The sequence below is a fragment of the Limibacterium fermenti genome, from assembly GCF_041902845.1.
Classification (GTDB): domain Bacteria; phylum Bacteroidota; class Bacteroidia; order Bacteroidales; family Dysgonomonadaceae; genus Limibacterium; species Limibacterium fermenti.
On the sequence record NZ_CP159486.1, the window covers coordinates 3,625,023 to 3,640,282 of the forward strand.

General features: G+C 50.9%; 7 protein-coding genes. 2 read left to right on the forward strand and 5 right to left on the reverse strand.

The features are described 5' to 3' along the window. Positions 1–132: 132 nt before the first annotated feature. The 5 genes from ABNK31_RS15670 to ABNK31_RS15690 form a co-directional block, all read right to left on the reverse strand. Positions 133–3,339 carry a tetratricopeptide repeat protein gene (locus ABNK31_RS15670; RefSeq protein ID WP_418893378.1) on the reverse strand — a complete coding sequence of 1,069 codons (3,207 nt, stop codon included), beginning with the start codon at positions 3,337–3,339 and terminating at the stop codon, positions 133–135. A gap of 146 nt (positions 3,340–3,485) precedes the next feature. After that, positions 3,486–3,794: a type II toxin-antitoxin system RelE/ParE family toxin gene (locus ABNK31_RS15675; RefSeq protein ID WP_418893379.1), complete on the reverse strand. Its 309-nt coding sequence runs from the start codon at positions 3,792–3,794 to the stop codon at positions 3,486–3,488. Between the two features lie 201 nt (positions 3,795–3,995). Next, positions 3,996–4,904, reverse strand: a complete 909-nt coding sequence (gene cysK / locus ABNK31_RS15680) for a cysteine synthase A (RefSeq protein ID WP_418893380.1) — start codon at positions 4,902–4,904, stop codon at positions 3,996–3,998. 181 nt (positions 4,905–5,085) lie between these two features. Next, on the reverse strand, positions 5,086–5,907 hold the full coding sequence (epsC, locus tag ABNK31_RS15685; RefSeq protein WP_418893381.1) for a serine O-acetyltransferase EpsC: 822 nt from the start codon (positions 5,905–5,907) through the stop codon (positions 5,086–5,088). Between the two features lie 195 nt (positions 5,908–6,102). Then, on the reverse strand, positions 6,103–8,097 hold the full coding sequence (locus ABNK31_RS15690; protein ID WP_418893382.1) for a DUF4954 family protein: 1,995 nt from the start codon (positions 8,095–8,097) through the stop codon (positions 6,103–6,105). A gap of 335 nt (positions 8,098–8,432) precedes the next feature. On the opposite strand from ABNK31_RS15690, the gene ABNK31_RS15695 reads away from it, so the two are divergent. Together ABNK31_RS15695 and gltB are read left to right on the forward strand one after the other, a co-directional pair. After that, entirely contained in the window at positions 8,433–10,628 is a 2,196-nt protein-coding gene (locus tag ABNK31_RS15695; protein WP_418893383.1) for a glutamine synthetase III, read from the forward strand. Positions 10,629–10,727: 99 nt separating this feature from the next. After that, complete coding sequence (gene gltB / locus ABNK31_RS15700) at positions 10,728–15,260, forward strand: glutamate synthase large subunit (protein ID WP_418893384.1); 4,533 nt, start codon at positions 10,728–10,730, stop codon at positions 15,258–15,260.

Genomic DNA, 15,260 nt, shown 5'->3' on the forward strand with positions numbered 1-15,260 from the left:
CCGGTCTTTAGACTTCATTCGTAATCCGTAATTAGTAATTAGTAATTAGTAATTTGTAATTTATAATTTGTAATTCGTAATTTGTAATTCGTAATTTGTAATTTGTAATTTGTAATTTGTAATTCGTAATTTCTATCGCTCTCTCAGCCGTTGTTCGCGTTCCTGTTGGCGACGTTTCAAATCCTCTTCCCGTCGACGCAGTTTTTCCTGCCGTTCCTGCTCGCGTTGGCGAATTTTCTCCTTACGCTCTCGCTCCCGTTCTTTCAACAACGTCTTGCGATCCTTCTGTTGTTCCGTTTCCTGCCGTTGACGCTGCAAAGCTTCTTCGGCCTTGCGCTGCAACTCCCCTTCACGCTGCGCAGCATTAAGGGGCACGGCCTTTTCCTGTGGAAGCGGCTGCGGACGGATAACCTCAGGTGCGATCTTTTCGGGTTCCAAAGGTACAATCTTTTCCGTTTCCTGCGGTACGATTTCAGCTTCTTTTTGGATGATGGACGGCGGTTCTTCGGCTTCATCCGTTTGCAGGGAATCCGCGACCGCCGGTATGGCAAGCGGTTCGGCAAGCAGGATATCCTCTGCGCCCGAAGAAAGACTGTCGGTATAAAAGACGATATAGGAAGCGAGCGTCTTTTCCTGCGACAACCGCCGGAGGTTCTCCTCCGAAATAACCAGCGGCAGGATTCCGCGCGCCTCGACGGCATGGAAAGCGCTGTCCGACGCGGCCATCTGCGCATACCGCTGCGCCTCGCTCAGCGAACGGAACGGACTGATACGAAGCGCTTCGCCTCCGGCAACCCGGATAAACGATAAATCGAAGGCGCGAAGTTGAAACCGGGAGAAATTGAAATCGGCCGCAGCGAACAGCAGTTCGTTCTTTCGCACCGATGATTCTTGCATCACCAATAAATAGGCGTGAGGAGCATCGCGCCCGACGCTAAAGGATACGGTATCGGCCGCCACAAAACTTTCGGATGCCGTACCAGGTACCGTCTTCTCGCGGCCACGCCGGAAGTCGACAATAGCCGATGCGCCCGTAACGATGTCGCGTCCTTCGGCCAAGCCTGCGATAACCGGTTCGGCTATGCTCGCCGCAGGACTCTCCGGATAGGCTTCCCTCAACTTCTTCAATGCCCCGGCGGCTTTCTCCGCATCGCCCGTCTGCACATACGACAAGCCTTCAAGCAACATAAACTGAGGCATCAGCGACGAGTGTCTGAACAGGCTCTCGAAATAGGTGTAGAGCGACTGCACCTTTTGCGCCTCGCCGCGGCGATACGCCTGGTAAGCTTCCTGATACAGCGAATCCTGCACGCCCGCATAGTTCTCCAATATCCGGCGGTAATCGGGCGACGAAAGAAACGTCGACCTCCCATCGCCGGGATACTCCGCCAACAAATGCCTGCGGTAGGTTTCGGCCGTCGCCGTATCGCCGAGGCGCAAATAAAGCAGATAGAGTTGATAATAGACATCGGGACGGCGGGGACTGCCGGGGAAGTCGTTCAGATAGCGGCGGAAAGTTCGCGCCGCATAGTCATAGTCCTGAAGGCGATCCTTCAGTATTGCCCCCATCGGGAACAGATTTTCTTCGATGATGCAGTTTGAGGCAGCCAATGCTTCGGGGGTCGACGGAAGCTGTTGCAGATAATAGTCGCGCTGCAACGGATCGGCCGCGCGCAGAGCGGCGGAAGCGACTGCCGCTCCTTCTCCGGCGGGAGAAACGTCTGCAACGTCTGTATCCGGAAAAGCGGCATCCCCGACCGGCAAGCTTCCGGGTGTAGCCGACAGGCGCCAGTTGTCTTCCAGCGCGCGGTTGCCCCATCGGCGGCGGAATTCGCTCTTGCCCTGAGCCACTAAAGCGGGTGCATCAAAATAAAACGTCCCTCCGTCGGCCTTGGCGGCTAACGCGGCGGCAGCTTCGGCCGGCGAAAGCGAAGAAGGGTTTTGCTCTGTTCCACGCAAGGACATTCCGGCCAGATAGGCTTCGCGTTCCGCATCGGTTTGCGTCTTCTTCCACTCCGCGATGCGCCGGTCGATACGCTCCAACTGAACAGTACGAGGCAACGAAACCATTTCCTGTAGACTATCCTGTTCCTGTACGGCAATCATATGCGGCACCAGGGCGCCCAACACCTCCGCCCGATCGCGGACGCGGATATATTCAGGGTGGCTCTCGGGTAGCAGGGCCACAGCGGCGGTAAAGACCGGCCCGGCCTTTACATAGTCTTTCCGGGCAAAATAAATATCGCCCAGCTTCACCATTGCCAATGCGGCATAGAGACTGTTCTGCGGGTCGGAGGCGCCCGCGAGGTGCAAATGTTCGATTGCCTGCGCCGTGTCGTTGCGAAGCAGGTAACCGGCACCCACCGCATAATGGATGCCGTCGCGGTACGGTTCGTTTTTCGCGCTGCCCGCCATGCGTTCCAACCGTTGTATAATCGTTTTTTGGTGCGCAGGCAAGTCCAAAGCCGATTGTCGTATCAACGCATGAATCGCTAACTCGTAAGGCGTGCCGAGCCCTTTCACCGACTCGAAAGCGTCGTAGGCTTCGGCATCGCGTCCCAACGCGGCATACGTCTGCCCCAACAAGTACCGCAGTCGCATCTTCTGCCGGCTGTTTTTGTCCTTCTCGATCACCTTGCGCAGATAAGGCAATGCCGCGGGGTAATCTTTCTTCCGCAGCAAATAATAGGCATACGTTTCGGCAAACAAGTCGTCCAGCCGGCCCGCAAGCTTCCGTTGCCGAAGCAGATACGCCATATTGTCGGCATCGTAGTTCCAGCCCGTTTCGGCATACGCGCGCAGCATTTCTACCTGCACTTCCGACAATAGGTCGATGTCTTCGTCGAACAGCCGCAGCATTTGCGAAAAGACCGCCAGTCCTTTCTCATATTCACGGTTTTGGACATACGCTTTGCCCATCAACAACCAGGCATTCTTGATAAACGGATTGAATTCATCCTGCCGGAGCCATTCACGGTAAGCCTGTGTGTACGGACGCGACCGGTCGCGGCGGGGTTTGACCGAAATGGAATGTTCGCGGATAGCCTTTGCGGTTTTCTCTATCACCACATCGAAAGCCCCGTCACCCTTCGAAGGAATGCTGTCGATCTTTACCGGATAAAGCGGCAGCAATTCCGAATAATCTTCCTGAAAGGCTTCGTAACGGGCCTCCAGCGCATCATCATAAGCTTGTTGAGCGTTGAAAAAAACATTGTAACGGGTGGTAAGTTCATGAAAAGCGCGTGTACCGGCCGTGTTCTTACGGGTCGAACATCCGGCCCACGCCGTGCCGATCATCACCGCAAGCATCCATCGCACCATTCCGCCTTGTCGTATCACCCGCTCGTCTGTTTTTTGTTTCTTTTATGATAACTCAAAAAACAAGCTTTTAGTATATTTTTGATTTCCTCTTTTTAAGGATAAAGAGCCGATAGGATAAGACGAAGATAGATCGATGACACACTCTGTTACCGGAATTTCAATTATCAAGGCCTGCTGTCAGGATTACGGTGCGTATGGAAAATCGAATAGACGCCCACCTCGCCTTCCCTAACTTCATAAATGATGATATAAGGAAATTTCCTCAAGAAGACTTCCCTGTATAGACTTCTTTTTAAAGGATATTGTAACGAATTTTGTTGAATGCTTTCCAAATACTCTTGCACCTTGTTCAAGAATATCAGTTCCAATCCTTTCTGCCGGCTTTCATACCATTCGACCGCTTTCGACAAATCATTTTCAGCCCTGTCTACAAACTCATGAATTCTTTTTCTGATGGCCAGGTTTGTATCCATAATCTTTTCAATTTATTTCTTACACAGGTAACACTAACTACCCGACTTTACGCAATTATCGTTGAACAAATACCTTCGCTGTGATAGTGAACAGCGGTTCTGTTCCGGAAGTGCCGCTCAGAGCCGACGCCCCGGCCGCACGAAAACTTCGGGCACGAATTTCCTGATTCGTGCCCGAAGCATCCATTCCGTGTCCCAATCTTAATACAGATCTTCGATAGAAAGATATCGTTCGCCCGTATCGTAGTTGAAGGTAAGGATACGCTTGTCCTTATCGAGGTCGGCCATTTTTTTCTTCACGGCGGCAATCGAAGCGCCGGTCGATATGCCGCCCAGAATGCTTTCGGTGCGAACCAACTCGCGCGCGGCATCGAAAGCCTCCTCCTTCGTTATACGGATAATACCGTCGAGAACGGTGAGATCGAGCGTGTCGGGAATGAATCCGGGGCCCAGTCCTTGCAAAGGATGCGGGCCCGGGTCGCCGCCCGAAATAACGGGTGAGCCGGCGGGTTCCACGCCAATCACTTGCAGCGAAGGGAATGCGGCTTTGAGCGTCTTTCCCACGCCCGTGATATGGCCTCCGGTACCGATTCCGGAAATAAAATAATCCAGACCTTCGGGAAAATCGTTGAGTATTTCCTGTGCGGTGGTTTCGGCATGGATGTCGGGATTCGAGCGGTTGTTGAATTGTTGCGGTATCCACGCCCCGGGTATTTGGGCCTGCATTTCTTCCGCTTTGGCAATGGCGCCTTTCATGCCCAGCTCGCGTGGAGTCAGCACCAGTTCACCGCCGTAAAGTTTCACGAGGCGACGGCGTTCAATCGACATCGACTCCGGCATGACGATAATCACGCGGTATCCTTTTTGGCAGCCTACCAACGAAAGGCCCACCCCGGTGTTGCCCGATGTCGGCTCGATGATAATACTGCCGGGGCCGATAATTCCTCTTCGTTCGGCATCTTCTATCATCGCCAACGCGATACGATCTTTAATGCTTCCTCCCGGATTTTGTTTCTCCAGTTTCAACCAAACGTTCCGCCCCGGGAAAAGGCGGTTCAATTTGATATGCGGTGTTTGCCCGATTGTCTCTAAAATAGAATTGTATTTCATCTTTTTATAGTCTCCAGTCTCCAAACCTCATTCGTAATTAGTCTTTCGTAATTTGTAATTTGTAATTTGTAATTGTCATCAGTCACCGGTCACCAGTCTCCAAACCTCATTCGTAATTTGTCATTTGTCATTCGTAATTTGTCATTTGTAATTTGTAATTTGTCATTGTCTCCAACCTCTATTATATCACAAAATCATTCGGCTCGACAAAATCTTTCACCGTACGGACTTTCACATCCATCGAGTTATATACCAGCGAATATGGAATGACGCTGCGGGTAAGCCATGCACCGCCGCCAATCGTGGAGTCGTGTCCTATCACCGTTTCGCCCCCCAAAATAGTGGCGTTGGAATAAATAACCACATTATCTTCCACCGTAGGATGACGCTTTACATCCGACAGTTTCTTCTCGACATACAAAGCGCCCAACGTGACTCCCTGGTAGATCTTCACATTGTCGCCGATCCGGGAAGTTTCGCCAATGACGATGCCCGTACCGTGGTCCATAAACAAATTCTTGCCAATCTTCGCCGCCGGATGAATATCGATACCCACCTTCGCATGCGCATATTCCGAAAACAAGCGGGGAATAAGCGGTACGCCCAATCGATGCAGTTCATGCGCCATGCGGTGGACGCTCAAAGCAAAGAAACCGGGATAGGTAATGATGACTTCATCGAGGCTTTTGGCGGCCGGATCGTTTTTGAGATAGCAATGAGCATCATCAAACAATTGTTGTTTCACCGTATGAAAGCGCTCAAAGAAGCCGGCGACAGCCTTATCGGCAAGCTCTTTATCGACCAGTTTGGCGATATTCTCATGCAAGACAGCCGCACACTGCTTGAGGCTCTTGCGGATATTCTCCAAATCGACATTCTCGCACACCGGGAACATTTGGGCAAAAAGCACTTCCACCGTATCTTCCAGCTTATGCTTGTCAATCGGAATATGGATAGGAACGGGTTGAAACGTATCGATAGATTCAAACGCAGAATGTAACATTGAAAGAAATATTTAAAAGGATAATAAGAACCGTAAAATAAACCATAGGAGCGTTCTTCCTGACGCTTTTAGCAAACGTCAACAACAAAGACAGCCGCAACAATATAAACGATACGTATCCATTTTCATTCTGTAATTCTGTAGAACCGCGAATGTATAAATAAAAACGTTAACATACGTCGCCAAACGCGATATTTAACCTTCTTTAATAGCGCTGATCCGATGAATAAGTTCCTCGCCCAACGCCTTTTTATCTTCGATATGTTTCAGGGTCGCCACCACGAAAGGATTTTTATCGAATGCTCCGCGCACATACTCAAAATCCATTGCCTGATCCTGTATATTGCCGTCGGCGCCGAACCCGGCTTTAAAGGAGAGTGAAAACTCCTTTTTCGCATCATCATAAATCATTTCATCGAGCGATACGACCGCCGACTTCCACTTCTCGACCATTTCGATGATTTGCGAGGCCGTAATCGTTTCGCGATCTACGCCGTAAAACCGCTGAATCTTATCCCACGCCCACGTCCATTCCTGCGTATAATAATTTTCGTGTAGAGACCTGAATACCGTATTGATATCTTTCAATTTCGTTATCCGCCCCTCTTCGATGTCCTGCAACAGGTTTTCGACTTCGGTTTTGGGAGCGATGAGGCCTGAGAGGTCAACCCATTCGCCCAATCCCACCGGCGTATCGGGCTTCAACTGCTCGCGTATCTGCGCGTTGGAAGTAAAACGAGTATTCTCCAACCGCTTGATTAACGAATTTCCCAAAAACTTATGAATGACGATTTCATATAACCTCAACCCTCTTTTCAACGCCGAATTGCGGATAATACAACTCTGATAAGTGTATATTTCGGACATCTCGCCCGCCGTCTTTTGCAGGTTCTTTAAAATTTCGACCCCGGCAAAGACTTTTTGGATGGTATACGGGCTCAACAAATTGAAATTGATGAAATCGAGCCGGTTCGGATCCTTTCGTTTATCACGTTCGGGCCATTTCTTCGCATCCCGAATCGTGCCGACGCTACGCAAGTTGACTCCCGGGGCCAGATAGGTCGTATTATCTTTTTCTATCAAATAAGAAAACGGCAGGTTCGACGTGTCGGCATGCTGGTAATGGCGTCCGAGAATGAGCGAAAAAGGCCCGACTTTAGCCGGCCATAAGACATACGAGTTACTGGTCGTTTTAGCGCCTCGCTCGACGATGCCCTGATGAATAGGCCCCAGCTTATACATATGATTGCTTTGGTTCGACCCCGATCCGGCATTCATAAAAGAGAACATGCCGGCAATCAGCAGCGTCGATTTATGATGCGTCACCGTATAAGGCCCGGCAAAAAGAGCACACGCCTCTCCGTTTTCGCCCTGGCAATTACTGAAGAACAACGAGTCCGATGCCGTGTAATGATGATCGAGCTCGCAAGCCTGGCCTACAAAACAACGATGGATGTTGCTTCCTCCTTCGACGCGGGAGCCCGATGAGATAATGAAATCCTGAGCGATGACGGAACGCCCGATATACACGGGTGCGGCCTCGTTACTGTTGATGCTGCCGTTTTTCAGCTTCATGGCGCCGGTGATTTTGCAGTAAGGCCCTATCCTTACATTTTTAATGTATCCCACATTGACAATCATGCAATGATCGCCCACCGTCCCCCGGTCGGAAGCATGCTTCTCGCAATAAAAATCGATGATCGACTTCATCCGGGCGATCAATTGCGGACGATGACGGTATAGCGAATAAATGTAAGCGAAATGAGCCGAAAGCTTATCGGTAATATGCACCTCGCGCCCGCCGGTTTCGTTCAACACATTCACCGCCGTACCATTGCCGAAAGTCGTTTTCCCGTCGACCAGCAACACATCGATATTCTGTATGAAGCAATCGTTTCCGATATCGTAGTTCGCCAGATAATTCTGGACATTTTCGATAACGACATTATCCCCTATACGGCAATGATGAATCACGGCACAATGAATGCCGCTATGCTTTCGCAAGCCGCCGGCCAAATGAAACTCCTTTTCAAACACGCCCAAGCGGATATCCCCCGAAAAGTGCGACTTGGAGACATACGAAGGATCGAAACGATCCTTCACGAATACCCGTACCCAATTATCGCAGGAGCAACCGTTTTGTTCCAGCCTTTGTATTTCGGCCGGCGTTAAATTCCGATACTCATCCATAAATCCATCTTTACAATCAAAATAACTACCTCTTGTTGAAAACTTCCTGAGAGCGAGAGTCCGGATATTGGTTCAACCACAAGAAGAAACATCGAGAATACAAATGTAAAAAAAATACGAATCAAACCATCTCTTCCATGCTCTTTTTTCCTCTCGCCGAAGGAGTCGCTCCAGGCAACATCCTCGGTAAATTCAGAGAACTATCGAAAAAAAATCAGAAAAACACGCATTATTATTATCATTATGCATATATTTGCATCGCAAAAACATCTTTTTGTATCATCATATAGGATAAACATGTCGTTTTGAAGTTTTATAAGAAATAAATTAGAATTATGTCATCATTAAGATTTAAAGCAGTAGAAGAAGCAGCCAAGCGTCTCCCTTTGGAGGTCAACGATCCAAAAGAATTACCGTCAGAATATTACGGTAACTATGTATTCAACAGAAAGCAAATGGCGAAGTACCTTTCGAAAGAGACCATGGGAGTCGTATTGGAAGCCATCGATAAGGGCGCGACTCTTCAACCGGGAATAGCCGATCATGTCGCCGCCGGAATGAAAATGTGGGCTATCGAGATGGGCGCAACCCATTATACCCACTGGTTCCAACCCCTGACCGAAGGAACGGCAGAGAAACACGATTCGTTCATCGATTACGAAGCCGGCGTCGACGGGGGCATTATCGAACGCTTCTCGGGTAAGCTGCTGGCCCAACAGGAGCCCGATGCCTCGAGCTTTCCGAGCGGAGGCATCCGCAACACCTTCGAAGCGCGCGGATATACGGCATGGGATCCGTCGTCTCCTGCTTTCATTGTGGATGACACGCTTTGCATCCCTACGGTTTTTATTTCCTACACCGGCGAAGCGCTCGACTATAAAACGCCTCTATTAAAGACTCTTTCGGCGGTCGATAAAGCGGCGGTCGATGTGTGTAAGCTGTTCGATCCGGCGGTAAAAAAAGTATTTTCGTTTCTCGGGTGGGAGCAAGAGTACTTCCTCGTGGACCAGGCGCTCTATGCCGCCCGTCCCGACCTGAGTCTGACCGACCGCACCCTGATGGGGCACGAAAGCGCCAAAAACCAACAGTTGGAAGATCATTATTTCGGGTCTATTCCTCCACGCGTAGCAGCTTTTATGCGCGAAGTGGAATTCGAATCGTATAAATACGGAATCCCTTTAAAGACCCGGCACAATGAAGTGGCCCCCAACCAATTCGAGTTAGCGCCTATTTTCGGCGAGACGAATCTGGCCGTCGACCAGAACCTGCTCGTCATCTCGTTGATGAAGAAAATTGCCGCCAAGCATCACTTTAAACTCCTCCTGCATGAGAAACCTTTCGCAGGGGTAAACGGATCGGGCAAGCACAATAACTGGTCATTGGGGACGGATACCGGCATCGGACTGTTTACTCCCGGTAAGACAGCCAACGAAAACTTACTGTTTGTGACTTTTTTAGTGAATACGCTCATGGCCGTATATAAACATAACGCCTTATTGAAAGCGTCCATTTCTTCGGCCCCGAATGCGCACCGGTTAGGAGCAAACGAAGCGCCTCCGGCCATCATTTCGGTGTTTTTAGGATCGCAGCTCTCTTCCGTGCTCGATAAGATAGAAGAAAGTTCGGACGATGATGAAATCACGGTCGACGAATTAAAGAAGATGAAACTGGGTGTGGCTCATATACCCGAAGTGTTGATCGATAACACCGACCGGAACCGTACTTCGCCGTTTGCTTTCACCGGTAACCGTTTTGAATTCCGGGCGGTCGGTTCTTCGGCGAACTGCTCTTCCCCTATGACGGCGCTCAACGCCGCAGTGGCTTCCCAATTGATCGATTTTAAGCAAGAGATCGATGTGAAAATAAGAAAGGGTATGAAAAAAGAACAAGCCATCTACGATACGCTGCGTTTGTACATCAAAGAAAGCAAGCCTATCCGCTTTGAAGGAAACAGTTACAGCGACGAATGGAAAGAAGAAGCCAAAAAACGCGGATTGGATTGCGAGACGAGCGTTCCGGTTATCTTCGACGCTTATACCTCCAAACAATCGGTCGATATGTTCGAACGCCTCGGAGTGCTGAATGAAAAAGAACTGCATGCACGCAACGAAGTCAAATGGGAAACCTACACCAAGAAGATACAGATTGAAGCGCGCGTATTGGGCGATCTCTCCATCAATCACATCATACCGGTGGCTACCCAATATCAATCGATGCTGCTCGATAACATTTATAAAATGCGGGCCGTTTTCGACAAGGACAAAGCCGACAAGCTTTCACAGGACGATGTGTCGCTCATCGAGCAAATCGCCACGCATATTTCGGCTATCAAAACCAATGTCGATGCAATGGTCGATGCCCGCAAAGTAGCGAATAAAATAGAAAACGCACGGGAAAAAGCCGTTCAATATCACGACACGGTGGCACCCTTCTTCGATATCATCCGCTATCACGTGGATAAGCTCGAACTGATTGTCGACAACCAGATGTGGCCTCTTCCCAAATACCGGGAGTTACTTTTCATCAATTGATACTTGACGAAAGGCAAGACGTACTACCCAAGGTGGCGATCCAAACGATTTCCCGGTAGGAAAAGCGACACCATCGGTAACTGAAAAAAGGAACTAAAAATGAACAACAAAAGGACGATTCAATCCATTCACGAATACGAGAAAAAATCGTTGTATTCTTTCGACAACGAGCACGACGCTTGCGGTGTGGGGCTTGTGACGACGCTCACCGGCGTAAAGTCGCACCGCATCGTGGAAGAAGGATTACAAGTACTGGAAAATATGGTACACCGGGGCGCCGAAAGCGCCGACAATATTACCGGTGACGGAGCAGGCATCATGGTGCAGATTCCCCACGAGTTTATTCTTCTCCACGGCATTGCCGTTCCGGCAGAAGGGCGATACGGCACGGGTCTGGTGTTTTTGCCGAAAGACGATAAGCGGAAATCGTTCTGCTTAGACGTTATCCGTAAAAAAATAAAAGACGAAGGACTCACCCTGATCCATGTACGCGATGTTCCGGTGAACAGCGAATGCCTCGGAGAAATCGCCCTGTCGAACGAACCGGATATCAAACAACTGTTTGTCGCCGGATTCGTATCGCCCGAAGAGTTGGAGCGGAAACTCTATATCGTGCGGAAGAAAATAGAGAAAGCCATCGCCCTATCGGATGTGGCGGCGGAGCGATCGTTTTATATCGTCAGCCTTTCCACCAAACGGATGATTTATAAAGGCATGCTTTCGTCGATGCAGTTGCGGCAATACTTTCCCGACCTGTCCGATGCAAATTTCACCAGCCGCATCGCGCTCGTTCATTCGCGTTTCAGCACCAACACGCTCCCCACGTGGGATCTCGCACAGCCCTTCCGGATGCTGGCACACAACGGAGAGATCAACACCATTCGCGGGAACAGGCAATGGATGGAAAGCCGCGAGAGCGTGTTGAAATCGGAGCTATTGGGAGACTTGCAGGAATTATATCCGATCGTGCAGCCACGAATGAGCGACAGCGCCTCCATCGACAATGTGCTCGAATTCCTAGCCGTATCGGGTAAGACGCTTCCCCATGCCATGGCCATGCTGGTACCGGAAAGCTTCAACGATAAAAATCCGATTTCGGACGAGTTGAAAGCATTCTACGAATACCACAGCATGCTAATGGAACCGTGGGACGGCCCCGCCACGCTCCTTTTCAGCGACGGACGTTATGCAGGAGGCATGCTCGACCGCAACGGCCTCCGCCCCGCACGATATACCGTAACCCGCGACGGAACGCTTATCATCGCTTCCGAAACAGGGACGTTGAATATCGATGCCGCGAACATCCAGGCACGCGGCCGGTTGAAACCCGGCAAAATGCTCCTGGTCGACACCCTTAACGGCACCATCTTTACGGACGAGGAGCTCAAGGGAGAACTGGCTTCGGCGTATCCTTACCGCGAATGGCTGAACAAAAACTGTGTCCACCTCGATAATCTGTCTTCAGGACGAAGCGCCGGCAATGACATCGCCGATTACGAAAAATGGTTGACGGCGTTCGGTTATACGGTAGAAGATATTGAAAAATTACTGCTTCCCATGGCGGCGGAAGGGAAAGAGCCCATTTCGTCGATGGGGAATGATGTGACATTAGCGGCCTTCTCGGAGAAACCTCAACGGCTCTTCGCCTATTTCCGGCAACAGTTCGCGCAAGTCACCAACCCGCCCATCGATCCTATCCGAGAAGAACTGGTGATGTCGCTTACCGGTTATATCGGGGCGATTCATCAAAACCTGCTGGACACGATTCCGGCCTTGTCGAAGATCGTCAAAATCAAAAGCCCGGTATTGAGCAATACCCAGTTCGACATCCTTTCCAATCTCCGTTATAAAGGATTCTCGACAGCGGTGGTGCCCATCCTTTTCGATCCCGAAAGCGGAAGCGAGGGACTGGCCAAAGCCATACGGGAAGTGTGCCTCGCCGTTGAAAATGCGGTGGACGACGGCAAAAACTATATCGTATTGAGCGACCGGGGGATGGATGCCCGCCATGCCCCCATCCCATCGTTACTGGCGACTTCCGCCGTTCACCAACATTTAGTCGAGAAACGTAAGCGGATGCAAATCGATATCGTGGTCGAAAGCGCCGAGCCCCGCGAAGTCATGCACTTCGCCCTGCTATTGGGATTCGGGGCCAACGCGATCAATCCTTACCTCGCTTTTGCGATACTCAACCGTAAAGTGCAGGCGGGAGAAATACAACTCGACATCGAAACGGCGAAGAAGAATTACATCAAGGCGATCAATAAGGGGCTGCTCAAAGTATTATCGAAGATGGGCAACTCCACGTTGAGGAGTTATCGCGGAGCGCATATCTTTGAAGCGCTCGGCATCTCTTCGAGCGTGCTGAATGCGTATTTCAAGGATATCTCTTCGAAAATAGAAGGCATCGATATGGACGATATCGCCCGGGAAGTGCTAACGCCTTTCCGGGAAGCGTTCGATACGGAGCGCAATGAAGCGTTACACTTGAAAAATCCGGGACTGTACGCCTTCCGGGTGGAAGGAGAATACCACGCCTGGAACCCCGAAACCATTGCACGGCTGCAAATAGCGACCCGCACGGGGAACTATGACGAATTTAAACGGTATGTCGATTTGGTGGACAATAAACCCGCGCCGGCTTTCATCCGTGATTTGCTCGATTACAAGACCCATCCGATCGATGTGGCGGAGGTAGAACCCGTAGAAAACATCATGAAGCGGTTTTGTACGGGCGCCATGTCGTACGGATCGATCAGCCTCGAGGCGCATCAGGCCATGGCGATGGCCATGAACCTCATCGGCGGAAGAAGCAATACGGGCGAAGGAGGCGAGGATCCCGAACGGTATAAAAAACGCGCCGACGGATTATCGACCCGCAGCGCCATCAAACAAATCGCTTCGGGACGCTTCGGTGTGACCACCGAATATCTGGTGAACGCCGACGAGATACAGATAAAAATAGCCCAAGGCGCCAAGCCGGGCGAAGGGGGACAGTTACCCGGCTACAAGGTGGACAAGGTGATTGCGCGCACACGGCATTCCATTGCCGGCATCTCGCTTATTTCACCGCCGCCTCATCACGACATTTATTCCATTGAAGATTTGGCACAATTGATCTTCGACTTGAAGAACGTCAATCCGGAAGCGACGGTCAGCGTCAAGTTGGTATCGGAAAGCGGCGTGGGAACGATTGCCGCGGGAGTGGCCAAGGCGAAAGCCGACCTGATTGTGATCAGCGGAGCCGAAGGAGGTACCGGGGCAAGCCCTTCCAGTTCGATTAAGCACGCCGGACTGCCGCTGGAAATAGGATTGGCGGAAACGCAGCAAACACTGGTGATGAACAATCTGCGCGGCGTGGTCAAGTTGCAAACCGACGGACAGTTAAAAACCGGAAGGGATATCCTCATCGCCGCCATGCTGGGAGCCGAAGAATTCGGTTTTGCCACCAGCGCCCTCATCGTACTGGGATGTGTGATGATGCGCAAGTGTCATTTGAATACCTGCCCGGTAGGAGTGGCGACACAGGACGAAACGTTGCGCAAACGCTTTACGGGACAACATGAATATCTGGTGACCTACTTCCGTTTCCTGGCCGAAAACGTCCGGGAGAATCTGGCCCGGTTAGGATTCAAAACGTTGGACGAAGCCATCGGCAGATCGGACCTCCTTGTCCGAAAGCACTTCCCGGAGCATCCGAAAACGGAAAAGATCGACTTGTCGAAAATCATCTATTATCCCGAAGAAGCGGCTCGTTATGCTATCCGGAAAGTGACGGCCCAAAGGCATAAGACAGAAGATGTACTCGATCAGAAGCTTATCCTCGAAGCCCAACCGGCACTTGACTTCTCGTTGCCGGCCGGGATGAAATCGAAGGTCAAAAACACCGACCGGGCTGTCGGCGCCATGCTGTCGGGACAGATAGCCAAACGATACGGGCACAAGGGACTGCCCAACGACACCGTATCGGCCTTCTTCGAAGGCACCGCCGGACAAAGCTTCGGCGCGTTTCTGGCCAAAGGCGTTTCGTTTTACCTGTCGGGCGACACGAACGATTATCTGGGCAAAGGCCTTTCGGGCGGGCGCATTATTGTCACGCCCCCGAAAGGGAGCCGTTTCCAACCCGAAGAGAACATCATTTGCGGAAACACCTCGCTCTATGGCGCTACCTCGGGCGAAGTGTTTATCAACGGCATCGCCGGCGAACGCTTCGGCGTGCGCAACTCCGGCGCCACGGCGGTGGTGGAAGGCACGGGCGACCATTGCTGCGAATATATGACCGGAGGACGCGTGGTAGTCCTCGGCCCTACCGGCCGGAATTTCGCCGCGGGGATGAGCGGCGGCATCGCGTATGTATGGGATGAAAAAGGCGACTTCGACTATTATTGCAATATGGAGATGGTCGAGCTTTCGCTCATCGAAGACGCTGCGGACAACAGGGAACTGAAAAGCCTTGTATCGCGCCACTTCCAATACACGAACAGCCCGCTGGCAAAACGGATACTGGACGACTGGAGCCACTCCGTCGAACAGTTTATCAAAGTCATTCCCATCGAGTATAAGAAAATACTGCATGAGGAGAAGATGGCTCAACTGAACCAAAAACTGGAAACCGTAGAAAGGGATTATTGA